Here is a 24296-nt window from a genome sequence, read left to right as displayed (position 1 = left end):
TTATTTTTTGTTTTCCAATTGCCAGTTTGCCGGTACGGCTTTTACTGCATTCAACAAAGGTTTGTGGGCCGGTTCAGATAGCATGTAATGATTTTGTGAAATCACACTGTTACGACTGATCTTACTCGGACCGTCAATTACCCAGTCACTTGTTTGTTTTTTATCAAAACGACATTCGTTACAGATCCATCCTGCTTTTCCGTCCGGTGTGTCCATCACTTCACCATACGTATCTTTTCTGGCAGTGACACGGAACACTTCTTCCCCTTTCATCCAGAGCATCACGCGTCCGCTGCATTTTGTGCAATTACGATGTGCATCAACCGGATTGACATTCCATACACGGCTTTTAAACCGGAATGTTCTGTCGGTAAGCGCACCAACAGGACAAACATCAATCATGTTTCCGGAAAAATCATTTTCGACAGCCTGTGTGATATAAGTGCTGATTTCAGCGACATCGCCACGGTTCATGACACCATGCACACGACCATCTGTAATTTGTTCGGCTACTTTCACACAACGGTAGCAAAGAATGCATCGTGTCATGTGTAATTTTATCTTTTCACCGATATCAATTTTCTGGAAGGTACGGCGGCTAAATTCATAACGCGTACGGGACAAGCCGTGTTCGTAAGCAAGATCCTGCAGATGACATTCTCCGGCCTGGTCGCAAATCGGGCAGTCAAGCGGATGGTTAATGAGCAGAAACTCAACTACACCTGCTCTTGCCTCGAGTAAATCCGGAGCCGTTTTGTTTTGCACTTCCATGCCATCCATTACCGGAGTTCTGCAGGAAGCCACAGGTTTCGGCATCGGGCGGGGATCTTTTTCTGAACCCTTGGTTACTTTAACCAGACAAGTACGGCAATACCCTCCGCTTGTTTTTAATTTGGAATAATAACACATGGCCGGAGGAACAACATCTCCTCCGATCATACGCGCAGCCTGGAGAATGGTAGTTCCATCCGGAACTTCAATCATGTGGCCATCAATCGTGACTTTCGCCATAGAATTATGAATTCAAAATTCAAAAGTTAAAAGGCAAAAACAGAAAATCATTGCCTGTCATCTTTTTGAACTATAGTTTTTTTTAATTTTAATACAATGCTACTTATGACTTTAATAATTTCGTTTATTTCCTTTTTTAGTTCCTCCTCAATTGCAATATTATTTTCAGAGTATGCTGATTGAATGAGTCGTATCCAATATTCAGTTTCATGTGCAGAACGAAGGGCTATTTCATAATAACGAATCAATTCTTTTCTGGAACTACTGGCTTTTCCTTCAGTTACGTTTGCGCCAATTGAAGTCCCACTTCTTAAAAATTGATTAGCAATAGCGAAATCAACTCTGTTCTTTCTTAGTTTTTTGTATTCGAAGACTACTTTTACTCCTAGCTTCAATGTTCAATCATAAATATCTTTTTCGTATTTCATTGAGTTTTTTTACACAATGAAGTAAATCGAATGGTATTGAAACTAGCTATCTTGTTTTTCTTTATTGAGAGATGTTTATTTTTTGCAATTTTTAATAAAATCTTTGCCTTTTGCCTTTTGCCTTTTGCCTTTTGCCTTTTGCCTTTTGCCTTTTGCCTTTTGCCTTTTGCCTTTTGCCTTTTGCCTTTTAATTAAGCTTCCACAAGGTTATTCAGACGGTAATAGTGCTTAACATCCTTGATGCTTTTTGGATTCTTGATATACTCTTCGAACTCAGAACGGAAGTGACGGATCGCAGCGGCGACAGGCCATGCAGCCGCATCACCAAGCGGACAAATTGTTTTGCCTTCGATTTTGCCCTGGATATCCCAAAGCAAATCTATATCGCTCATTGTTCCATGTCCTTCAAGGATGCGGTGCAGGATTTTTTCCATCCAGCCTGTTCCTTCACGGCAAGGACTACATTGTCCGCAAGATTCATGGTGATAGAAACGGGTGAAGTTCCAGAGATTTTTTACGATGCTGGTATCTTCATCCATGACTATAAATCCACCGGAACCCAACATGGTACCGGTAGCGAAGCCTCCATCAGAGAGAGATTCGTAGGACATCAGGCGAGGTTCGCCTTTCGCGGTCTTTAAGATAAGTTCACCCGGAAGAATAGGAACAGAAGAACCTCCGGCTACCACAGCTTTAAGTTTTTTTCCTCCACGAATTCCCCCGCAATATTCCTGTGAGAAAATAAATTCTTCTACCGGAACTCCCATTTCAATTTCGTAAACACCGGGTTTATTGATGTGTCCTGAAGCAGAGATGAGTTTTGTTCCTGTACTTTTTCCGATTCCTATTTTCGCATACTCATCACCGCCGTCATTCACAATCGGAACAACAGCAGCTATGGTTTCAACATTATTGACAACAGTCGGACAGCCATACAATCCCGCAACTGCAGGAAACGGAGGCTTGATGCGTGGATTTCCACGTTTGCCTTCGAGAGATTCCAGCAATGCTGTTTCTTCTCCGCAGATGTAAGCGCCTGCGCCAACATGTACATATAAATCAAGCGAGTAATCAGAACCTAAAATATTTTTCCCTAACCAGCCATTGGCGTATGCTTCATTAATTGCATTTTCAAGGATGCGGGCTACATAAAAATATTCACCGCGGATGTAGATGTAAGACGTATTTGCTCCGAGCGCGTAACTGGAGGTTATCATTCCTTCAATCAAAAGATGAGGAATGCGTTCCATCAGGTAACGGTCTTTGAATGTTCCGGGTTCGGATTCATCCGCGTTACACACCAGGTAACGGGCAACTCCCGCAGGTTTGGCGAGAAAGCTCCATTTCATTCCAGTTGGGAATCCTGCACCGCCTCGTCCTCTCAGTCCTGATTTTTTGACTTCCTCCACGACTGCATCGGGAGTCATCGTTTTGATAGCCTTCTCAACAGAAGCGTAGCCGCCATTTTCACGGTATACAGAATAGCCCTGGATTCCGGCTATGTGGTCATTCTTTAAAAGTAGTTTCTTTGCCATAGCTTACAACGTGCGGGATTCAGGTTGATCGGTATAGGATTTGCGTTTTCCTTCACTCTTGAGAAGGCTCACCAGCTGATCAACCTTTTCAAGATTGAGGTTCTCGTAATAATCAGCTCCCACTTGTAACATCGGTGCGGTTCCACAGGAACCTAAGCACTCGACTGTTTTCAAAGTGAACATTCCATCAGCACTGGTTTCGCCAACTTTGATATTTAATTTCTTCTCCAGGTGACGAATAACATCTTCCGCACCCAGCAACCAGCAGGAACTTGTACGACAAACTTCGATCATACATTTTCCAACAGGTTTCAGGTTAAACATCGAATAGAAGGAAGCGACTTCGTACACTTCTATGGGTTGTATCTTCAAAATGGAAGCTACATAATCCATTACCGGGGCACTCAGCCATCCACCGAATTCAGCTTGTGCTATGTGAAGAATTGGAATGAGTGCTGATTTGTGTTTGCCTTCCGGGTAACGCTTCATCATCCGCTGAACCAAAGCCAGGGACTCTTCACTAAAACGAATCTCTTTAGATTCCGTCATGATTGGTTATTGGTTATTAGTTGTTAGTTGTTAGTTTTTAGTTTTTAGTTGTTAGTTGTTAGTATTCATGAGTCTGCACTGGATACTTTCTTTAACTAATAACTAATAATTCTAAATTCTAAATTCTAAATTCTAAACTCTAAATTCTAAACTCTAAATTCTATTAAGCGTCCAGTTCTCCTGCGATCACATTCATCGAACTCATGGTGAGAATGGCATCGCTCAGGAATCCGCCTTTGATCATTTCAGGATAAGCCTGGTAATAAATGAAACAGGGTCTGCGGAAATGTAAACGGAAAGGCTGACGCCCTCCGTCGCTGACCAGATAAAATCCCAGTTCTCCGTTTCCTGCTTCTACCGAATGATAAACTTCACCAACCGGTACATCTGTTTCACCCATCACAATTTTGAAATGATAGATCAGCGCCTCCATGTTGTTGTACACATCTTCTTTTGGAGGTAAATAGAAAGATGGAATATTCGCATGGAAAGATGTTTTGTCTTCCAGTTTTTCAATTTTTTCGATAGCCTGACGAATGATGCTAAGACTTTGCCACATTTCTTCATCACGAACCATGTAACGATCGTAGGTGTCACCATGGGTTCCTACCGGAACCTGGAATTCAAATTCTTCATAAGAAGAATAAGGGTTCATCGCTCTCACATCATAATCAACACCTGCAGCACGCAGATTGGGTCCGCTGAAACTGTATTGCAATGCTTTCTCGGCAGTGATTGGTCCGCAACCGATGGTGCGGTCCATGAAAATTCTATTCCTTGTCAGAAGGTTTTCAAATTCTTTTAATTCAGCCGGGAAGTTTTTTACGAAGTCTTTGATTTTTCTCCACGCAGCTTCCGGGAAATCTCTTTCAAAACCACCAATACGACCAATGTTGGTTGTTAAACGTGCGCCGCAGATTTCTTCAAATATTTCATAGATCTTTTCTCTTGATTGGAACAGATAGAGAAATCCTGTCATGGCTCCGGTATCCACACCAATTACTGTGTTGCAAACGATGTGGTCGGCAATCCGGGAAAGTTCCATGATGATAATACGCATGTATTCCACCCGCTTTGGCAATTCTGCCTTCAACAGTTTTTCTACGGTCATGTGCCATCCCATATTGTTGATGGGAGAGGAGCAATAATTCAACCGGTCCGTGATCGGAGTTACCTGGTAAAAAGGTTTGTGTTCCGCAAGTTTTTCAAAAGCTCTGTGAATGTATCCTATCGTTGGTTCTGAATCAACGATAATTTCTCCATCCATTTTCAATACATTCTGGAAAATCCCGTGCGTCGCAGGATGCGTGGGACCCAGGTTCAGGGTGGTGTATTGCTTTTGTCCGGGTTTTACTTCAGTGTTTAGTTCCATAAAAAATGTTTTGCGCCATTTGTCTGACACAAGAAATTAAGGAATAAGTTTTTTTCTGTCGAAATCGGATGGCTTGCGACCAAACATGGTATCGTCCTTGTCGAAACGTGTACGGTCTTCAATAGGATATTCTTTACGCAATGGATGGTAATCCATATCCTCAACATTAAGAATACGTTTGAGATTAGGATGTCCTTTGAATTTAAATCCAAAGAAATCAAAGGCTTCTCTTTCCATCCAGTTTGCTGAGAGAAAAACAGGGGTGAGGGAATCGTAAGTGAGATCGTTCTCCACCGTAAATGCTTTCATGCGAAAACGGAGGTTGTGTACCAGACTATGGATTTGGTACATCATTCCGAAAGGTTGTTCGGTTTTCGGATAATGCAAACCACACATGGTGGTGAGATAACGAAACTGAAAACGTTCGTGATCGTAGAGATAACGAACGATGGGTAGCACAGCTTCCTTTCGGATGGTTATTGTTCGGAAATCATAGAGTTGTTCGTCCTGAATAATCTGCTCGCCGAATTTTTCCTTGAGCGAGGAGATGACAACATCGAGGGTCAGTTTTTCCATACGTCTTATTCAATGCCGTAAGAGGCGAGGAGGGCTTTGTATTCAGGAGAATTCCGGCGACGCAATGATTCACTACCCACCAGTTTCTGAATGTTTAATATTCCATCAATGATTTGTTCGGGTCTTGGAGGACATCCCGGTACATAAACGTCAACAGGAATGATTTGATCAATTCCCTGTAAAACGGAGTAGGTGTCAAAAATTCCACCGCTGGATGCGCAGGCACCTACCGATAATACCCAGCGTGGTTCCGCCATTTGTTCGTAGACGTGATGCAGAACAGGAGCCATTTTTTTTGCAATCGTTCCCATTACCATCAGCATATCCGCCTGACGGGGAGAAAAACTGAGTCGCTCCGCACCGAATCTTCCCAGGTCATATGTTGATGCCATCGTTGCCATAAATTCAATTCCGCAACAGGATGTAGCAAAAGGAAGTGGCCAGAGAGAATTCTTTCGGGCTAAACCAACAACTTTATCCAGTGAGGTTGCAAAAAATCCAGGTCCTTCGTAACCGTCTGGAGATTTTACAATTTTTATTTCCGGTGAGGTGATGATTTTGTCTGACATAAATTGTTTCGCTTCTTAATTACTTTATTTCAATCCGGACTTTTTTCTTCTTCGAAGGTGACAAGGGACGAAGGGCGGGTGACGTTATAATAATCTTCAATCCAAAATCTACATTCATCAATTAATTTTTCATTCCCACTTTAATGCACCCTTCTTAATGATGTAATAAAATCCGGTAAGAAGGAGTCCCATGAAAATCATCATTTCCCAAATTCCCGTCATACCAAGTTCTTTGAAATTTACCGCCCATGGATACATGAAAATGACTTCCACATCAAACAAAACAAAGAGAATTGCGACGAGGAAATATTTAATTGAAAATGGAATACGGGCATTGCCTTGTGATTCAATTCCACATTCAAAGGTTTCCAGCTTCGCTTTTGCTTTTCGTTTTGGACCCAACATGTGGGTGGCCAACATGACAAAAATTACGAAGCCCAGGGCGACAAAGAATTGCAGTAGAATAGGGAGGAAGTCGGAAGGAAGGTTGTTTGAGTTCATTGGGTTGAAAATCAGCCTTTTTGATGAAATTAAGGCAAATTTATGCTTTTTTTAAGTTGTAAATGGGGATTCCGCAGCTTTTTTATTTGTACTATATATATAGAGTATATAATTCCTGGTTGACTTGTTCAAATTCTTGAATTGATCGGTGCAGATTTGTTCAAATTATTGGAATTCAGGGCCTTTTATAAGGGTTAAAATCAAATCGAAAGCGAATTTATTATTATGAAAATCAAATGCATATGACTTTTAACATGTGTTAAACAGTTGTTTAAATTAAACGTTTGTTTAATATTGCGAACCATTTGAACAAAATGTCGAAAAGAGAGCAAATTCTTGAGGTCGCTGAGGAACTAATAGCCGAAAATGGCTTTAGTGCGACTTCCGTCCGCGCACTGGCGGCGAAAGCCGGGATTAATGTGGCCATGATTTCCTATTATTTTGGATCCAAAGAAAAATTATTTGAAGCATTGGTCGAATACCGGGCAGGTTTTCTTAGGGAGAAATTCCAGGTATTGAATAAAGAAATAGAAGACCCGTTGGAGCGACTGGAACGAATGATCGATGCTTATGTTGATCGTATTTTTTCCCAGCACCGTTTTCACCGCATTCTGCACAGACAAATGCTGAGTACAAAAACCACAGTGAACAGTGAAAACATTTTTAATATTCTCTTGCGGAATTCTGAAGAATTGAAAAAAGTACTGTTGGAAGGTGAGCAGAAAAAAATATTTCGTCAGGTAGACATTCCACTGACCATCGCGATGCTTGTCGGTACTGTTTCACAAATCGCTATTTCCTGCAACTTATCATCCAGAATTATCGGAGTGAATCCCAAAACGGAATCGATATATGATGAGCAATACAAAGAACGAACAAAAGTGTTCCTGAAAAATCTGATGCGTCAACATCTTGTTGGAAAATAATCCGGTCACACATTCTCAGAACTATGAATAAATATCTTTTACCAATTCTATTTATGCTCATCGCATTTGACTGTGTGCCTGTTTCCGGGCAACAGGTCCGAATGACCTTACAGGAAGCGATTGCAAAAGGAATGGATGCAAGCAAAAATATAAAAGTGTCAAATGCAAAACTTGAAATCGCAAAAGCGAAATACCAGGAAGCAGTTGATGGCGCTTTACCTTCTTTGCGTCTCTCAGCAGGATACACCAAATTGAGTGACATTGAACAACCCAAAATAAAATTTCCGGGAGCGACTGAAGAGGTAATACTCTTTCCGGTTTACACAAATAATTACCAGGCAAAATTATCCCTCAACGAGACTGTATTTTCCGGTTTCAGGCTGAAGTACGCGATGGAATCACAAAGACTTTTACAAAGAGCAACGGAGTACGACAATGGGAAAGACAAAGATGAAGTGATATTCGGAATTATTAGCGCATATTTCAATTTGTACAAACTCAAAGTTTCTGCTCAGTTGGTTGAAGAAAATCTGAATCAGGTAAAAGAACATGTACGTGAAACAGAAGTATGGGAACGAGAAGGGATCGCGACACATAACGATGTGTTGCGTTGGCAGTTGCAGCAATCTAATATTGAACTGACCCGACTGGATATTCAAAACAACCAGGCTATCGCGAATTTTAATTTCAACCTGATGCTTGGAATGAACGGGGATACAAAAATTGATGTCGATACAACAGAGGTCGATAAGGTTTTGTCCTCGCTAAATCTTGCAGATTGTTTTGGAAAAGCCATGGAGAAAAGAAGCGATCTGATGGCCATGGATCTTCGCTCCAAAGCGGCACAAAACGCTCTCAAAGTTGCAAAGAACAGTTACCTCCCACAGCTTGCAGTTGGAGCGAATTATTACGATGCTCGTCCGAATCCGCGGGTCGTGCCTCCTCAGGATGAATTCAAAACAAGTTGGGATGTTGGGCTGAATTTTTCATGGGACCTCGTGAGCTTGTATTCCAATAAACATGTGGTTGCTGAAGCGAATGGAATCTACCGTCAGATGGATGAAACAAAAAGTGTTTTGAGTGATGGAATAAAAATGGAAGTGAATCAGAATTATCTTCTGTTCGAACAATCCAAAGAAAAAGTAAAAGTGATGGAAAAAGCGGTCGAACAAGCTGATGAAAACAACCGTTTGATGGATTCCCGTTTTCGCAACAGCCTTGTCACGCTGAGTGATCTTCTCGATGCCAATTCCATATTATTACAATCACAAATAAATTTAGCGCTTGCAAAGGCGGATGTGCAACTCGCCTATTATCGTTTGCAAAAATCAACAGGTACTATTCAATAACGATCAATACAATATTTAAATATGCAAACCCCGGAAAAAAAATCAGGCGGAAAGAAAATATTCCCAATCATTTTAGGACTGGTTGTCCTGCTGGCCATCTATTTTGGTGTCAGTAAATACATATACGCGATGCATCATGAGGATACTGACGATGCACAGATTGACGGGGACATCAGTCCGGTGCTTGCCAGGGTTCCGGGATATGTCAGCGAAATTCGTTTTGAGGAAAATCAACCGGTAAAGAAAGGGGATACACTCGTAAAGCTGGATGATCGTGATCTTCGTGTAAAAGTAGAACAAGCTGAAGCAGCCGTTGAAAATGCCAAAGCAGGTGTTTCTGTCGCACAGGCAAATGTCAACACAGCGCAGGCAAATTTTGAAACAGCAAAATCCGGCATTGAAAGCGCTAAGGTCAGACTGTGGAAAGCTTCACAGGACTACACGCGTTACGAAAATTTGCTAAAAGAGAAAGCGATTACCCGGCAGCAGTTTGACGGTGCCAAAGCGGAAAAAGAAAGCGCGGAAGCGCAGCTTTCAGTAGCTTCCAAACAACAAAGTGCCGCAGCTGTTCAGGTTGAAGCAGCCAACCGCCAGGTACAGGTCGCGAATTCAATTGTCTCCCAAAGAAAAGCGGATTTGGATTTTGCAATGCTCCAATTGTCTTATGCAACCATCCTTTCTCCGGCCAATGGCAAAGCGTCCAAAAAGAATATTCAACCCGGACAATTGGTGAATGCCGGATCTCCACTCTTTGCTGTTGTTTCCGATGAAGCATTGTATGTGATAGCAAACTTTAAAGAAACACAACTGGAAGATATGTCGAAAGATCAAAAGGTTGAAGTTGTAGTGGATGCTTTTCCGGATCATAAAATTGAAGGAATTGTCTATAGCATTTCTTCTGCTACCGGAGCAAAATTTAGCCTGCTCCCCCCTGATAACGCGACTGGAAATTTCGTCAAAGTTGTTCAGCGTGTACCTGTGAAAATTCTGCTCAAAGCCGATACAGAAATAGCTTCAAAAATCCGTCCGGGTATGAGCGTAAAAGTTTCAGTATTGACGAATTGATTTGTGTGGCGATCTAATTAGCAATTTACAAATCACCTATTACTCTGTATCCAATACCTGGTACCAGGTTAAAACTCTTTTTTTTTAACCAATAACCAATAACTAATAACTAACAACTAGTCACTATTTACTAAAATGTCCGAAACAGGTGCCCGCAAATGGGTCATTACCATCACAGTTATCCTCGCCTCATTACTTGAGCTGATCGATACTACTGTGGTGAATGTTTCCCTGCCGCAAATTATGGGGAATCTTGGGGCGACTCTTGAAGATGTGGGCTGGCTGGTGACAGCTTACGCTGTGGCGAATGTGATCATTCTTCCTATATCCGGCTGGTTAGGTTCAAAATTTGGCAGAAAAAATTATTTCGCTTTTTCCATTGTCTTATTTACTGTGGCTTCATTTTTTTGCGGTAATGCCGACAATATCTGGGAGTTGATCATTTTCCGCTTTATCCAGGGGATTGGTGGAGGTGCATTGCTGGGAACCTCACAGGCTATCCTTGTAGAAACATGGCCTAAGGAACAACTCGGAATGGCTACCGCTTTGTTCGGTTTAGGTGTAGTTGTTGGACCAACATTAGGACCTACGCTTGGAGGGTTTATTACAGATCACTGGTCATGGCCCTGGATATTTTATGTGAATATTCCTCTCGGAATCATCGCTTTTTTGTTGACACTTTCCTATATCCGCGAATCCGCGCACCGAAGGGAGGTAGGAGCCGTCGACTGGTTTGGCATTTTATTCCTGACTGTCGGAGTGGGTAGTTTGCAGGTTGTACTTGAAAGAGGGGAAGGGGAAGACTGGTTCGAAACTCCGTACATAGTTTGGTTGAGTGTTTTATCGGTTACAGGAATTGTGGCATTTATCTGGCGGGAACTTACCACCGAACATCCTATTGTAGATCTGCGGATTTTAAAAAACAGATCACTCTCCATCGGGATGTTCACAACATTCATCCTTGGTTTTGGATTGTTTGCATCAGTATTTGTGTTTCCGGTATTCTGTCAAAACCTGATAGGATTTACTGCCCAGCAAACCGGGATGTTATTAATTCCGGGCGGACTGACTACCATTTTCATGATGCCAATGGTAGGAAGATTATTGCAGAAAAAATTCCCACCGCAAATAATGGCGACCATTGGCTTCCTGTTTTTCTTTGGTTTCACAACTCTTATGTCGAGATCAAATTTGAATTCCGGGGAGTCGGATTTTTATCTGCCATTGATTCTCCGTGGAATAGGATTGAGTTTACTCTTTGTTCCACTGACAACGCTTGCTCTCGGAAGCCTTGCGCCAAAGGATATTGGCCAGGGAACAGGATTGAACAACATGATGCGACAACTGGGAGGTTCATTCGGTATCGCGATCATTACCACACTGATTCATTTACGTCAGGGATATCACCGGGTGAACCTGGTAGAACATGTAAATCCATACAATCCTGCTTTTCAGGAAAGACTGAATACCTTAAGTCAGGGTTTTGCAGCAAAAGGATTTAGTGCGGAACAGGCACAGACTTTCGCTTACAAAGCAATTGAAGGTACTGTAATCCGACAGACTTTTTTAATGAGTTATGTAGATGCTTTCTGGTTTGTCGGTATCTTTTTCATTTTCTGCATTCCACTTTTGTATTTACAGAAAATGAAAAGAGGTTCAGCCCCGGTAGTGACAGATGCACATTAACATCCCGGCGGTTTTTTTGAGACGAAGATTCTGTATTTTGTGTCCATAAAATATACAACCGATGTACCATCACATTTCTGACTTCCTTGAAGACTGGGGACACGAATCCGCCAGCACATTAAAATTATTTAAAAACCTGAGCGATGAATCTTTGTCAAAAAAGGTTCATCCTAAAGTACGAACCCTTGGATTTTTAGCATGGCATATCATTCATACGCTTCATGAAATGCCTTTGCGAACTGGTTTAAATATCAATATCCCGGCACATCCTGATTATTCGGGTGAGAGTGTAAAACAATTGCTTGAGTTCTATGAAAAAGGATCAGCAATGCTTGCTGAAGAAATAAAGAAAAACTGGACCGACACTGATCTGAAAAAAGAAGATGATATGTACGGTCAGATGTGGAAACGTGGGACCACGCTTAAGATATTAATCACTCATCAGGCGCATCACCGTGGGGAAATGCTGGTGTTGATGCGCATGCTCGATTTACCGGTTGTTGGAATATATGGCCCGACGAAAGAAGAGTGGGCTCAATACGGAATGCCGGAATTGAATTGATCTGAATGATTGTTCAGGGAGCAGATTTACTCCCTGAACAATATTGAACTATCTCCGTAACTCAGGAATCGATAGCCATTTTCCAATGCGTGTTTGTATACTTTTCTCCAGTCCTCACCAATGAAAGCGGAAACAAGTAAAAGTAAAGTGCTTTCCGGCTGATGAAAATTTGTAATGAGCCCACTGACGATTTTGAAATCATAACCCGGAGCGATCAGAATACGGGTATATCCCGATAAGATCGAGAGATTTCTTTCTTGCATCCATTTTGTGATTTTTGTAAGAGCTTCAATAGCTGAAGGAGGAAGATTTTCAGTTGATTGGTAAGGTTCCCATTGCCCGATTTCCATTTCCACATTGTTTATATCCCTTCCGGATATCAGGTGGATTCCAAACCAATACAAACTTTCTATGGTTCTTAATGAAGTTGTACCAACAGTGATCACTCTGTTGTTTTTTGACAACGCCAGAAGAATTTTTTGAATCACTTCCAGTTTAATATAAACCCTTTCCTGATGCATTTCATGTTCGAGCATCGTTTCGGATTTCACAGGCTTGAAAGTTCCTGCACCTACATGTAGCGTCACAAATTCATGAGATACATTTTTCTTTTTTAACTTTTCAAAAGTATTTTCTGTGAAATGCAATCCGGCAGTTGGAGCTGCCACCGAACCTTTTTCAAGAGCATAAACCGTTTGATATCTTTCCAGATCATCTTCATCCGGTTCACGGTTGAGATAGGGAGGAAGTGGAATTTTTCCGGCAGCTTCGATAACTTCTGCAAAGCTCAGGTCTGCATTCCAGCGAAACCGGATGATGTAGTTGCCGCCTTGCCTTTCTACTTGTTCTGCAAATAATTCAAAGTTGCCTTTTTCATGAGCAATCGTTTTACTTAGTGAAGGTTCTTTCCAGCGTTTTGCATTTCCCACCAGGGCAACCCATTCACAGCTTTCTTTTAACTGGAAGGCAAGATTTGTTTCTGTTACTCCATAGGGTTCCAGACACATAATCTCAATTGTACTACCCGATGATTTTTGAAAAAGTATCCGTGCCTGAATAACTTTGGTTTGATTAAAAATTAGAAAATCCCCGGGATTCAGGTAATCGTCGAGTTGATGAAACCGGGAATCGGCAATCTGATGGTTTTTATAAACCAACAATTTTGACTGATCCCTCATGGATAGGGGTTTCCGTGCGATCAATTCTTCCGGCAGATCATAGCGGAAAGATTGGATGGAAATGGATTTTGGATCGTGAAAACCTGACATACGCGTGAATACAAAGGACGTATTTTATTGGCATATTTTTTAAAAGGATTTTGAAATCATTATTCATTTCATTCAGAAAATCTCCTTTTCTTTACACAGGTATTTTTCTTTTCCCCATATATTTGATCAATGACAACTCAAACCAACAAGGTACTTCCATTTATTTTCATAACGTTGTTGATAGATGTAATCGGTCTTGGAATTATTATCCCTGTTATTCCAGGTTTGATCCAGGGCATGACAGGAAGTGATATCAGCTCTGCTTCTTTGTATGGAGGATGGTTAACATTTGCATACTCTTTCATGCAGTTTATTTTTTCTCCGATACTCGGTGGTTTGAGCGACAAATACGGTCGAAGACCAATATTGCTGTTCTCTCTGTTTGGTTTTGGAGTGGACTATATTTTCATGGGTTTAGCGCCTTCTATCGGATGGCTTTTTGTTGGACGTGCCATTTCCGGGATTACCGGTGCGAGTTTTACAACTGCCGGCGCGTACATCGCGGATATCAGCACACCGGAAAAACGGGCACAAAATTTTGGTATGATCGGAGCTGCATTTGGATTGGGATTTATTATTGGTCCTGTTGTCGGCGGGTTGCTCGGGCATTTCGGTTTAAGAGTTCCATTCTTTGCAGCTGCCGGACTAGCGCTTTTGAATTGGCTCTATGGCTATTTCATTCTTCCCGAATCCTTAAAAAAAGAAAATCGCCGTGCATTTGAATGGAAACGAGCAAACCCTATTAGCAGTTTGAATAATCTGAGACGTTATCCACTGGTGCTCAGCCTGGTTGCTTCCCTTGTTTGTATCTATATCGCCGGACATGCTTCACAAAGCACCTGGACATTTTACACCATTGAAAAATTCAAATGGGATGAAAAGATGGTTGGTTACTCACTTGGTTTTGTCGGACTGATGATTGCCATTGTACAAGGTGGATTGATCAGAGTAATTATTCCAAAGCTTGGTCAAAAGCGTTCAGTGTATTTCGGACTGATCATTTATGCATTGGGATTATTATTGATTGCTTTTGCTACCAAAGGATGGATGATGTTCGCGTTCATGGTTCCACTTGGATTAGGTGGAATTGCCGGACCAGCTTTGCAGGGAATTATTTCTTCCCAAGTTCCGCCCAATGAACAGGGTGAATTGCAGGGAGCACTAACAAGCATGATCAGTATTACTTCAATTATCGGCCCGGTATTGATGACGAGTTTGTTTTCATATTTCACTTCCGCAAATGCTCCCGTCAACTTTCCCGGAGCACCATTCCTCATGGGTGCAATATTGACTGTTATGAGTGTGCTATTTGCGATGAGGTCACTGGCAAGTCAGCCAAGACACTCTTGAGAATTGTTGATTGTTGATTTCTGATTGTAGATTTTTGTACTCCTTCCACAATCCACAATCCACAATCCACAATCCACAATCAGCAATCTAAAATCCACAATCAACAATCCTCCATCCACAATCCAATCATCTGTTTGCCGGATTTTTCCAATCCTTATGGGAGCAATTCTCACTCTTGAGAATTGTTGATTGTTGATTTCTGATTGTAGATTTTTGTACTCCTTCAACAATCCACAATCCACAATCTAAAATCAGCAATCTAAAATCAACAATCCAATCATTTGTTTGCCGGATTCTTCCATCCTTTTTCCAGTCTCTCCAGTGTTCCTTGTATTCTCGAAGCTCTTGTTTCTTCTTTTTTAGCACTCACAATCCATTCCACATATTCTTTTCGGTGCGAGTAAGCAAATGAATTGAAAATCTTTTCAAGGTTCTTGTCCTCTTTCAGTGCTTTTGCAAGATCCTCCGGAACACGAACTGTTTTCTTAACCGGATCTATGAAATCGTTAATAGGACGTTCATCGGCTTTCTTTTCTTTTTTGTGATTAGATTCTTTTTTCAACCTGCAGGCAAAAGCCGACCAGGTTTCATCAAATGAAATCAGGCTCAGCCAATGCATTTCATCATGAGTAAGAAATTTATCCCATCCTTTATCTCTTGTCAAATCAGTTTGAATTCCTGAAGAAGTTTTCGGATAATAAATCCAAAGTGTGACGCCTTCCTTTATCAGCTTCAGCGTTTTCTCCAATTCCTTTTCAAGCTGAGCTTTGGTTTTTACAAACCAATGAATTTGTGTTGCTCCTTTTGAAGAATCCAAAATAGAAGAACCTTTCGGCAATTTTCCCAATGTTTTTTCAAAATTTACCGGGGCATGAATCGCATAAATCCTCGTGTCTTCCTTTATTTTTAATTTGTCAGTGAGAGCCATGGTTTGCTTTTTATTGAGTTATAGGATCAGGATAGTATTAGTAATTTTTTAAAATGAAATATTAAGACGAGGATTGATGATTTTAGATTTTAGATTGTTGATTTATAATTTTGGTCAATCTACAATCATCAATCTAAAATCCTCAATTCAATCATTCCAACACCTTCTTCATCCCTTTCAAATCTCCTTCGAGTTGAATTAACTTGGCGAGCAATGCATCTTTTGCGAGAGCATTATCGGGTAGTTCGCTGCTCATGTAATTGCAAAACTTCCAGACTTCACGGATTTCATTTACCGGAACTTCGTAAGGAGCATAAGCCGGGTTGAGTGATTTGAGCGTGACCGACTTTGTTTTACGGAGCTGGTTGATCGCGACTTTAAATACAATTCCTTCGTCCTGCGTCAATACTATATAAGCGTGTCCGTCTTTTATATCATACCAGTTTTCCAGGTATTCAGCGATGATCCAGGATTTATCAGGAATCGGCAGCATGGAATCACCGCTGATCTGGAACATCCTGTATTTGCGATCGCTCAGCAATAGTGGCAACTGAAATGTCGGTAGTTTTTGGATAAATTCTGGATCCGCGAAACCGGCTTTGTATCCCGCTTTCGCTTTGAGCGGAACCATCTCGATATTTTCCCGGTTCTGACTGTCCACGGTGGTGGCCAGAACACGCAGACGAGAACCGGTTACATATACATCGTTTCCTTTTTCCAGCTCCGACATCTGAAAACCGGAAAGCTTGCTCATGTCCACCTTTACCAATGTATCAATCGATATTTTAAAATATTTTGAAAATGCCATCAAAGCGTCCAGTGTCGGATTCTTGATGCTGCCATTTTCATAACTGTTCAGTGTCGACCGGCTGATGTCCAGTTCATTCGCAACCACATCCTGTGTTCGGTTGCGACGGTTGCGCAGAATTTTGATGTTGGTGTTGAAATACATAGTGGATTGAGGATTTTGGATTTTAGATTGAAGATTTTAGATTGCTGATTGAGGTGAGCAGCAGGTTGACCTTCGCGTTATTTGTTCCGATGTGACGAAATTGTTTCGCGCAAAGACGCAGAGAACGCAAAGGATTTTTTAAAGTATTTGTTTCTTTTATTTGGATTGACTATAATGTAGTCATGCAAAATGATTGTTAAGCAGTCAAAAGTAAATAGCGTAAATCAAATAAGCAAGAAGAAAATGAAATTTTGAATTAGCTGTTCTTGATAACTCAATAACTCAATAACTTAATAACTGAATAGGGACGAGGGACCAACCCCTGGCCTAATAACTCAATAACTTAATAACTGAATAGGGACGAGGGACCAACCCCTGGCCTAATAACTCAATAACTCAATAACTCAATAACTTAATAACTTAATAACTGAACAGGGACCAAAAACCCGGAACCCGAAACCAACAATGAACACCATCGTCCACATGGACCTCGACTCTTTCTTCGTTTCCGTCTCCTGCCTTGAGCATCCGCGACTGAAGGGAAAGCCTGTACTTATCGGCGGGACCAGCGATCGTGGGGTGGTGGCCTCCTGTAGTTATGAGGCCAGGGCTTATGGTGTGCATTCCGCGATGCCGATGAAGCTCGCACGCAGGCTTTGTCCGGATGCCATTATCGTTCGCGGTGATTATGATCGCTACAGTTATTATTCCGATATGGTCACGGAAATTATCAGCGAACGTGTTCCGCTCTACGAGAAATCTTCCATCGATGAATTTTATATCGATCTCACAGGTATGGATCGTTTTTTTGGATGCTATAGCTGGGCAACCGAACTGCGACACCGAATCACAAAAGAAACAGGATTGCCCATTTCATTTGGTTTATCACAGAACAAAACGGTTTCAAAAGTCGCTACCGGTGAAGCCAAACCCAACGGGCAGATGAAAATTGACTGGGGCCTTGAGAAAACATTCCTCGCGCCCTTGTCGGTCAGCAAAATTCCCATGGTAGGAGAAAAGACCTATCATCTCCTGCGCAATATGGGCGTGGAAAAAATTCATACCCTGCAACAGATGCCGGTAGAGCTGATGGAAAATGTGCTCGGAGAAAACGGTATTGTGATCTGGAAGAAAGCCAACGGAATCGACAACAGTCCGGTAGAACCTTATAACGAGCGCAAATCCATCTCCACCGAAGAAACTTTCGATCAGGATACAATAGATGTAACACGACTGAATGAATTGCTGGTAGGCATGACCGAGAAGCTCGCTTTTCAGTTGAGAACGGAAGACAAGCTAACAGCATGTGTAACCGTGAAAATCCGTTATTCAAATTTTGATACACATACCATGCAGGCGAGAATTCCGCATACATCAAGCGATCACACGCTCATGTCGCGGGTGAAGGAAATTTTTGCCAAACTCTACAACCGCCGCCTGCTGGTGCGCCTCATCGGTGTACGCTTTAGTCATCTTGTGGGCGGAGGATACCAGATCAACCTGTTTGAAGACAGCGAAGAAATGATCCGCCTGTACCAGGCCATGGACAAAATGCGCCGGCGTTTTGGAGAAGGATCCATTCAAAGAGCCGTGGGAAATGGAATGCACAGACGTACATTCAATCCGTTTACGGGAAAATAGAATCCAAAAGCAGAAGCCCGAAATCAGTATAATGAATCGAAATAGCGGCAAATAATTTTAAATTTCTTCAAATTCACCAATGAAAGCTGTTAAAATCATTCGATCGGGCAAATGCAAAAAAAAATTGACGGAGTGAAAAGATGAATGGTTTTTATTAGATTTATACCAAATCATGAGGCGCATATAGTATGCCCCTGAATTGAAAAAAAATCTCAAAGACCAGAATTCTGAATGAAAAAAAATCTACTTCCGGTAATTATCAGCATAGCCTGTATTTTTTTATCGTGTTCAAGAAATACGAATACAGTACAGGAAAAGAAAACCAAAACACATACAGGTGAAGCGGAATCCGAAGCAGGTGAACGTGTTCGATGGGAATTGAAACGCCTCAGAGACCCCGCAACCGGACGAATTCCCGGAATGATCCGTGAAAAAGAACTCGCCTACGCTGCAACATTACCGAAAGCTAATGAACATTTCTCCAATGGAAATGCTCGCACTAATGGAGCCTGGGATTTTCGCGGTCCATGGAATCTGGGTGGACGCACCCGTGCACTGGCCATCGATGTCAGTAATCAAAATGTGATCCTTGCCGGTGGAGTGAGCGGAGGAATGTGGAGAAGTACAGATGCAGGTGCGAGCTGGACCCGCGTTTCACCTGTCACTGGTTATCCGGGAGTGAACGCGATCTCACAGGATACACGCCCCGGGCATGAAAATACCTGGTATTATTTATCCGGCGAAGCCTATGGAACTTCCGCAAGCGGAGGTGGAGCATTTTATCTTGGTAACGGAATGTATAAATCAACGGATGGTGGAATCACCTGGACATCCCTCAGCAATACTGTTTCAGGAACACCGCAGACATTTGACAATGTCTGGGATGTTACCTGGAATGTCGCGACCGATCCTGGAAATTCTTCACAATCGATTGTATATGCTGCTGCCTTTGACGCGATCTTCAAAAGTTCAAACGGCGGTTCTTCCTGGGTGAGAGTAAAAGGTGCAGGCGGAATGCAATCGACGTATTCATATTTTACAGATGTAGCCGTATCACCTACCAGTGTAGCTTACGCAACCCTCAGCAGTGACGGTCCGCAAAAAGGAATCTGGAGAGCAACAGGAACGACTTCCTTTGTAAATATTATTCCGACAAATTTTCCACTTAACTACGATCGACTGGGAATTGGAATTGACCCCAACAATGAGAACTACGTTTATTTCTTTGGCCCGACACCGGGTTATGGAAAGATGAGTACAGATTTTCTTGGTGATACACTTTGGAACAGCTTGTGGAAATACGAATATGTTTCCGGAAACGGAACTGGAACAGGTGGCATCTGGACCGATCTTTCTTCAAATCTTCCGGGAAATATCGGAGTGTTTAATGGCATGAATACACAAGGCGGTTACGATGTGGTTGTAAAAGTAAAACCCGGAAATCCGAATGTTATCTTTTTAGGAGGGACAAATATTTTCCGTTCCACATCAGCGTTTACTGATTCCACTCACACGGATGTGATCGGTGGATACGCGCCGGGTGCTGCTTTGCCTTTTGTTGATGAATATCCGAATCATCATCCGGATCAACATGCATTCGCGTTTCTTCCGGCTGATCCGAATGTGATGTATGTTGGTTGTGATGGAGGCGTTTCACGTACAATGGATAATTCTCTCACTCCTGTAGTTTGGGAAGACATGAACAATGGTTACATCACTTCGCAGTTTTATACAGTGACGGTTGATCATGGTAGCCTGAACGATATCGTGATCGGTGGCCTGCAGGATAACGGAACCTATTACACAAATTCAACAAATGCTCAGGATCCCTGGGTTCATTCTTTTGATGGTGATGGTTCGTATTGCCAGATTGCGGACGGTGGATCAATTTATTATTTCTCCAAACAGCAGGGAAAAATGGCAAAGACCACTGTGGATGCGAATGGCGCCGTGACAGCCTATCGCCGAATAGATCCGATTGGCGCGGAGGGTTACCAATTTATCAATCCATATTTACTGGATCCGAATAATAACAACATCATGTATCTCTGTGCCGGCAAATACATGTGGAGAAATGATGATTTGTCTGGCATCCCGTTGAGCAATCAATGGGATTCAATCTCGACAAACTGGGTGCAGTTTCCGGATACATTGAATTCTGCTACCGAATCCATTTCCGCGATGGCAGTTTCAAAAACACCGGCAAATCGGTTGTACTATGGAACAGATGAAGGTTCTCTCTATAGAATTGATAATGCCAACACCGGAATTCCGACCCGGACAGAAATTACTTCCGCGTCATTTCCGGCTACTGGAAATGTTTCCTGCATCGCGATCAATCCGGATGATGCGGATAAAATCCTCGTTGTCTTTTCGAATTATTCGGTGTATAGTTTGTTTTATTCTGAAGATGGTGGCACCAACTGGAAACATGTTGCCGGAAACCTTGAACAAAATTCAAGTGGTACAGGTAATGGACCGTCATTACGATGGGCAAGTATTTTACCTGTGTCGGACGGTACTGTTTATTTAGTTGCAACCAGTGTCGGATTATTTTCAACAGATACATTGATCGATAATGCTACGGTATGGTCACAGCAAAGTCCTTCAGGAATCGGTGCCGCTGTAGTTGACATGATTGATACACGGGTTACAGACGGTCTGGTGGTGGTAGCGACGCATGGTAGCGGACTTTTCTCTACTCACATTACCAGCATCAGCGATTTGAATACCTCAGTTCCGAAAAACATTACGGCACTTCAATTAACTGTTTTCCCAAATCCTGCTTCTGCTTATGTAAACATCAATGTTCCGGTAGTGATGGAAAATAAATCCGTTCGGATAAAATTGACTGATGAATTGGGTAGAATTGTATATAATAAAATCATGAACGCATCCTCAGAGCCATTTCATATTCCTCTTGAAAATACAAGTTCAGGGATATACTATGTACAAATGGAATCTTCCGGGATAAAAAGATCTGGAATATTCATGAAAAACTGATATGCCTTTCATTCATAAACAACATTTCTTTTGTGCATGGTAAATTATTTTCAGCGCAGCACTAAATATTTTGTCGCATGCGTCAGTCTGGCTTTTGTGTGTTTCTTCTTTTTCAACAACGATTGTTTAGCCCAGGGCGATCCGGTACTTCGTCGTCCTGTGCCTTCCTGGGTAAAGCCTGTTGAAGTAACCAAGGGTGAAAAGATCGCGACCACCGATGTTAGCAATGGGTATGTGTATGTGCTCTACGATATTCAAACCAATTGTGAAACAAAGGAAACATTCATACACCAGGCGAGAAAAATCCTCAATGATAAAGGTGTTGAAAATGGTTCTGAATTAAATTTTGATATCGATCCTTCCTATGAAAAATGTATTTTCCATAAGCTTACCGTGACACGCGATGGTGTCGTCATGGATAGGACAAAAGAAGTAAAGTTTAAGTCCGTGCATCCGGAGTCAAGGTTGAACAATCACATCTATGACGGAGAAATTCAAGCTGTTGCTTTTCTGGACGATATTCGTAAAGGTGATTTGATAGATTATGCATATTCATTTTCCGGTTTTAATCCTGTGTTTAACGGGAAATTTTCCCGTACAATGTATTTTGAAGGGTCTGATATCATTCCTGGAATCTATCAACGTATACTTATTTCGGAAAAGCGAAAACTGAATTTACGTGAATACCTGAATCCTCCTAAAGCAGAAATCTCCACATCGGGTGGTTTGACGGAATATATCTGGCAAAAGGAAAACATCCCTGCGAAACGGGAAGAGGCACGGATTCCTTCCTGGTACGAAGCGAATACACTCGTGCAGGTTTCTGAATTCGGGACCTGGAAAGAACTGAAATCATGGGCTGAAAATTTGTTTGCGGATGCAACCCCGTCCTCAAAAGCGTTGAAAAACAAACTCGACGAAATCAGGGAGAAGTTTCCTCAAAAGGAAGATCAGTTGATCGCGGTTTTGCGTTTTGTTCAGAATGAAATTCGTTACACAGGAATTGAAACCGGCGAATATGCCCATAAGCCACAGGCAGCCAACACGGTTTTTAGTCAGCGCTATGGAGATTGCAAAGGAAAGGCTGTACTCTTTTGCAGAATGCTGAATGAATTGCACATCGAGGCTTACCCGGCGCTTGTCGATGCTTACGTCAAGGGCCATGTCGATGAGTTGCTTCCTTCCCCGGAGGATTTTAATCACTGTATCGCGCTTGTTCATTTTCGCGATTCCGCGTATTGGTTTGATGCAACCGCAACAAGTCAGGGTGGAAAACTTGGTTCAGTTTATTGTCCGGACTACGGAAAGGCTCTTGTAATTGGAGATACCAATACAACACTCACTGAAATTCCTTCATCGCAGTCCGGCCGGACTCATGCAGAAGAATTATTTATTGTAGGGGATACCTTGCAGCTTACAAAATTGTTTGTGACTACAACATATACCGGAGAAGACGCGGATCAACAACGTGAAACTTTTGCAGGATCAAGTCTGGATGAAATCAAAGAGAATTACCTGAATTATTATGGCACTATCTATAATGAAATCAGTGCGGTGAAATCGATCCAGGTGATGGACGATACGTTGAACAATGTGCTCGTCACCGTAGAGAGTTATGAAATCGGTAAAATGTGGGAGAAGGAGGATAGCACCAAAGAGAAATACCGAGCTGTTTTTTCTGCCGCAATTTTCCATGAAAAATTTTATGATCCGGGTTCTGTCGCACGCACGATGCCGATCGGTTTGGCGTATCCTGTGAACCTTACTCAGACAATAAAAATAGTAACGCCGGGTCGCTGGAATATCATCGAAGAAAAAGTTGATTCTGATTACCCGTGGTTCAAAGCCGGTTATGAGGCTGCCTATAGCGGTGATACGGTTGTATTAAATTATAAATACAAAGCGATTTCATCTTTTGTTCCTGTCGCTGATGTTCCGGCGTATACAAGCGCGGTTCAAAAGGCTACAGCGAATGAAAATTATTCGCTCTCCTGGAACCCAGGCATTGCGGAAACAAATTCAGGGAATATTAACTGGACAATGATTACGCTTTCTATTGTATTCGTCGTTTTGTTTATTGTCCTCGCCAGGATCATCAACAAACGTGATCTTCCTGTTGAAAATAACTTCGCACCACTCCCGATAGGTGGCTGGTTGTTTGTTGTCATCCTGGGGTTGGTTCTAACCCCTTTGAGACTGTTCGTTGAAATTGTATCCAGTCCGTTTTTTAATAATTCCATCTGGACAGCTGTCACTGACAAGGCCAGTGCGGCATATCATCCGCTTTATGGACCGCTACTTACTTTTGAACTGGTTGGTAATTTGTTTACGATTTGCATGGCCGCGTTCACTTTGTATTTGCTTCTTGGAAGACGTACCATTTTTCCCAGAGCGATGATTATTTATTTGTCATCTTATCTTGTCTTTCTTTTAATTGATTCAGTGATGGGGAATTTTATTCCGGCCATTGCTGAAAATTCTGCTGATGAAACAAGTTCTCAAACCGTCATACGCTCGATTGTTTATTCAGCGATCTGGATCCCTTACATGCTTTTTTCTTCACGGGTGAAGCAAACATTTCTATTGACTTATGGAAAATCGGAGGATGATTATTTTGTTCCTGTTTCTCCGGATTCCAACGTTGTGGAACCCGCTGCTCTCCCTACAATGCCAGCCGAACTTACCCGACCGGAAGAAAACACTCCTGATATCGGCGAAAAAAATAAGGATGCTTAGTCTGCCTTTATTTCCGTCTACAGTTTTTCATCACGTGTTTTTCCCGATTATTTTCAAAAATAATCTTCTTCACTTTCAATCACTTTCCTGAAGATTGGTTTTTTTGTTTTTCACCGAAATAAAAATGACTATATTATAGACAATCAAAATGACGGTTACACAATCATGTACTCGCGTTTTTGGTTGTTATGACAAACGATTTCTCCTTCAGGTACCGGTCTTGTTGAAGCCGGTAGCCTGAAGTGAAATCGGACAGTAGTTGTCCCTCGCCCCTCGTCCCGTCCCTCGT

General features: G+C 42.0%; 20 protein-coding genes. 9 read left to right on the top strand and 11 right to left on the bottom strand.

Annotation, left to right across the window (positions count from 1 at the left end; all coding sequences use genetic code 11):
* The 8 genes from IPP86_05885 to ndhC all read right to left on the bottom strand — a co-directional run bounded on the left by IPP86_05885 (position 1) and on the right by ndhC (position 6541).
* Positions 1–1011, bottom strand: coding sequence for a (2Fe-2S)-binding protein (locus IPP86_05885; protein MBL0138046.1), 1011 nt, complete (start codon positions 1009–1011; stop codon positions 1–3).
* Between the two features lie 47 nt (positions 1012–1058).
* Positions 1059–1406 (bottom strand): four helix bundle protein, encoded by a 348-nt coding sequence (locus tag IPP86_05880; protein ID MBL0138045.1) that lies wholly within the window; start codon positions 1404–1406, stop codon positions 1059–1061.
* A gap of 224 nt (positions 1407–1630) precedes the next feature.
* Entirely contained in the window at positions 1631–2974 is a 1344-nt protein-coding gene (nuoF, locus tag IPP86_05875; protein MBL0138044.1) for an NADH-quinone oxidoreductase subunit NuoF, read from the bottom strand.
* A 3-nt stretch (positions 2975–2977) separates the two neighbouring features.
* On the bottom strand, positions 2978–3523 hold the full coding sequence (nuoE, locus tag IPP86_05870) for an NADH-quinone oxidoreductase subunit NuoE (GenBank protein ID MBL0138043.1): 546 nt from the start codon (positions 3521–3523) through the stop codon (positions 2978–2980).
* 163 nt (positions 3524–3686) lie between these two features.
* A complete protein-coding gene (locus IPP86_05865; protein MBL0138042.1) occupies positions 3687–4895 on the bottom strand; it encodes an NADH-quinone oxidoreductase subunit D in 1209 nt (402 codons plus the stop codon).
* 36 nt (positions 4896–4931) lie between these two features.
* Positions 4932–5462, bottom strand: a complete 531-nt coding sequence (locus tag IPP86_05860) for an NADH-quinone oxidoreductase subunit C (GenBank protein MBL0138041.1) — start codon at positions 5460–5462, stop codon at positions 4932–4934.
* Between the two features lie 14 nt (positions 5463–5476).
* Positions 5477–6040 carry an NADH-quinone oxidoreductase subunit B gene (locus IPP86_05855; GenBank protein MBL0138040.1) on the bottom strand — a complete coding sequence of 188 codons (564 nt, stop codon included), beginning with the start codon at positions 6038–6040 and terminating at the stop codon, positions 5477–5479.
* A 129-nt stretch (positions 6041–6169) separates the two neighbouring features.
* Entirely contained in the window at positions 6170–6541 is a 372-nt protein-coding gene (gene ndhC, locus IPP86_05850; GenBank protein MBL0138039.1) for an NADH-quinone oxidoreductase subunit A, read from the bottom strand.
* A gap of 314 nt (positions 6542–6855) precedes the next feature.
* Between ndhC and IPP86_05845 the strand changes: the two genes are divergently transcribed.
* The 5 genes from IPP86_05845 to IPP86_05825 all read left to right on the top strand — a co-directional run bounded on the left by IPP86_05845 (position 6856) and on the right by IPP86_05825 (position 12129).
* Positions 6856–7467 carry a TetR/AcrR family transcriptional regulator gene (locus IPP86_05845; protein MBL0138038.1) on the top strand — a complete coding sequence of 204 codons (612 nt, stop codon included), beginning with the start codon at positions 6856–6858 and terminating at the stop codon, positions 7465–7467.
* 23 nt (positions 7468–7490) lie between these two features.
* A complete protein-coding gene (locus tag IPP86_05840) occupies positions 7491–8816 on the top strand; it encodes a TolC family protein (protein MBL0138037.1) in 1326 nt (441 codons plus the stop codon).
* A 21-nt stretch (positions 8817–8837) separates the two neighbouring features.
* Positions 8838–9881 (top strand): HlyD family secretion protein, encoded by a 1044-nt coding sequence (locus tag IPP86_05835; GenBank protein ID MBL0138036.1) that lies wholly within the window; start codon positions 8838–8840, stop codon positions 9879–9881.
* Between the two features lie 135 nt (positions 9882–10016).
* Positions 10017–11567: a DHA2 family efflux MFS transporter permease subunit gene (locus IPP86_05830; protein ID MBL0138035.1), complete on the top strand. Its 1551-nt coding sequence runs from the start codon at positions 10017–10019 to the stop codon at positions 11565–11567.
* 61 nt (positions 11568–11628) lie between these two features.
* On the top strand, positions 11629–12129 hold the full coding sequence (locus IPP86_05825; GenBank protein ID MBL0138034.1) for a DinB family protein: 501 nt from the start codon (positions 11629–11631) through the stop codon (positions 12127–12129).
* A 26-nt stretch (positions 12130–12155) separates the two neighbouring features.
* On the opposite strand, the gene IPP86_05820 is transcribed toward IPP86_05825, so the two are convergent.
* The gene (locus tag IPP86_05820) at positions 12156–13397 is read right to left on the bottom strand and encodes an S-adenosylmethionine:tRNA ribosyltransferase-isomerase (protein ID MBL0138033.1); all 1242 of its coding nucleotides are present in this window, start codon (positions 13395–13397) and stop codon (positions 12156–12158) included.
* A 129-nt stretch (positions 13398–13526) separates the two neighbouring features.
* Here IPP86_05820 and IPP86_05815 point away from each other — a divergent pair, with 129 nt between their 5' ends.
* Entirely contained in the window at positions 13527–14747 is a 1221-nt protein-coding gene (locus IPP86_05815; protein ID MBL0138032.1) for a TCR/Tet family MFS transporter, read from the top strand.
* A 277-nt stretch (positions 14748–15024) separates the two neighbouring features.
* Here the strand turns inward: IPP86_05815 and IPP86_05810 are convergent, their stop codons facing one another.
* Both IPP86_05810 and IPP86_05805 read right to left on the bottom strand, forming a co-directional pair.
* Positions 15025–15675, bottom strand: coding sequence for a YdeI/OmpD-associated family protein (locus tag IPP86_05810; protein MBL0138031.1), 651 nt, complete (start codon positions 15673–15675; stop codon positions 15025–15027).
* Positions 15676–15826: 151 nt separating this feature from the next.
* Positions 15827–16627 carry a LexA family transcriptional regulator gene (locus IPP86_05805; protein MBL0138030.1) on the bottom strand — a complete coding sequence of 267 codons (801 nt, stop codon included), beginning with the start codon at positions 16625–16627 and terminating at the stop codon, positions 15827–15829.
* 465 nt (positions 16628–17092) lie between these two features.
* On the opposite strand from IPP86_05805, the gene dinB reads away from it, so the two are divergent.
* The 3 genes from dinB to IPP86_05790 all read left to right on the top strand — a co-directional run bounded on the left by dinB (position 17093) and on the right by IPP86_05790 (position 24007).
* Positions 17093–18268 carry a DNA polymerase IV gene (dinB, locus tag IPP86_05800; protein MBL0138029.1) on the top strand — a complete coding sequence of 392 codons (1176 nt, stop codon included), beginning with the start codon at positions 17093–17095 and terminating at the stop codon, positions 18266–18268.
* Between the two features lie 231 nt (positions 18269–18499).
* Positions 18500–21271, top strand: coding sequence for a T9SS type A sorting domain-containing protein (locus IPP86_05795; GenBank protein MBL0138028.1), 2772 nt, complete (start codon positions 18500–18502; stop codon positions 21269–21271).
* A 36-nt stretch (positions 21272–21307) separates the two neighbouring features.
* Entirely contained in the window at positions 21308–24007 is a 2700-nt protein-coding gene (locus tag IPP86_05790) for a DUF2569 family protein (GenBank protein ID MBL0138027.1), read from the top strand.
* Positions 24008–24296 lie beyond the last annotated feature (289 nt).

The sequence above is a fragment of the Bacteroidota bacterium genome, from assembly GCA_016720935.1.
Taxonomy (GTDB): Bacteria; Bacteroidota; Bacteroidia; order AKYH767-A; family 2013-40CM-41-45; genus JADKJP01.
This window is presented reverse-complemented; position numbering and strand designations above follow the sequence as displayed.

Bases quoted from the DNA above. Each gene is read 5' to 3' on its own strand.
- IPP86_05885 (MBL0138046.1), bottom strand. From the start codon at position 1,011: ATGGCGAAAGTCACGATTGATGGCCACATGATTGAAGTTCCGGATGGA.
- nuoF (MBL0138044.1), bottom strand. From the start codon at position 2,974: ATGGCAAAGAAACTACTTTTAAAGAATGACCACATAGCCGGAATCCAG.
- nuoE (MBL0138043.1), bottom strand. From the start codon at position 3,523: ATGACGGAATCTAAAGAGATTCGTTTTAGTGAAGAGTCCCTGGCTTTG.
- IPP86_05865 (MBL0138042.1), bottom strand. From the start codon at position 4,895: ATGGAACTAAACACTGAAGTAAAACCCGGACAAAAGCAATACACCACC.
- IPP86_05855 (MBL0138040.1), bottom strand. From the start codon at position 6,040: ATGTCAGACAAAATCATCACCTCACCGGAAATAAAAATTGTAAAATCT.
- ndhC (MBL0138039.1), bottom strand. From the start codon at position 6,541: ATGAACTCAAACAACCTTCCTTCCGACTTCCTCCCTATTCTACTGCAA.
- IPP86_05845 (MBL0138038.1), top strand. From the start codon at position 6,856: ATGTCGAAAAGAGAGCAAATTCTTGAGGTCGCTGAGGAACTAATAGCC.
- IPP86_05840 (MBL0138037.1), top strand. From the start codon at position 7,491: ATGAATAAATATCTTTTACCAATTCTATTTATGCTCATCGCATTTGAC.
- IPP86_05835 (MBL0138036.1), top strand. From the start codon at position 8,838: ATGCAAACCCCGGAAAAAAAATCAGGCGGAAAGAAAATATTCCCAATC.
- IPP86_05830 (MBL0138035.1), top strand. From the start codon at position 10,017: ATGTCCGAAACAGGTGCCCGCAAATGGGTCATTACCATCACAGTTATC.
- IPP86_05825 (MBL0138034.1), top strand. From the start codon at position 11,629: ATGTACCATCACATTTCTGACTTCCTTGAAGACTGGGGACACGAATCC.
- IPP86_05820 (MBL0138033.1), bottom strand. From the start codon at position 13,397: ATGTCAGGTTTTCACGATCCAAAATCCATTTCCATCCAATCTTTCCGC.
- IPP86_05815 (MBL0138032.1), top strand. From the start codon at position 13,527: ATGACAACTCAAACCAACAAGGTACTTCCATTTATTTTCATAACGTTG.
- IPP86_05810 (MBL0138031.1), bottom strand. From the start codon at position 15,675: ATGGCTCTCACTGACAAATTAAAAATAAAGGAAGACACGAGGATTTAT.
- IPP86_05805 (MBL0138030.1), bottom strand. From the start codon at position 16,627: ATGTATTTCAACACCAACATCAAAATTCTGCGCAACCGTCGCAACCGA.
- dinB (MBL0138029.1), top strand. From the start codon at position 17,093: ATGAACACCATCGTCCACATGGACCTCGACTCTTTCTTCGTTTCCGTC.
- IPP86_05795 (MBL0138028.1), top strand. From the start codon at position 18,500: ATGAAAAAAAATCTACTTCCGGTAATTATCAGCATAGCCTGTATTTTT.
- IPP86_05790 (MBL0138027.1), top strand. From the start codon at position 21,308: ATGGTAAATTATTTTCAGCGCAGCACTAAATATTTTGTCGCATGCGTC.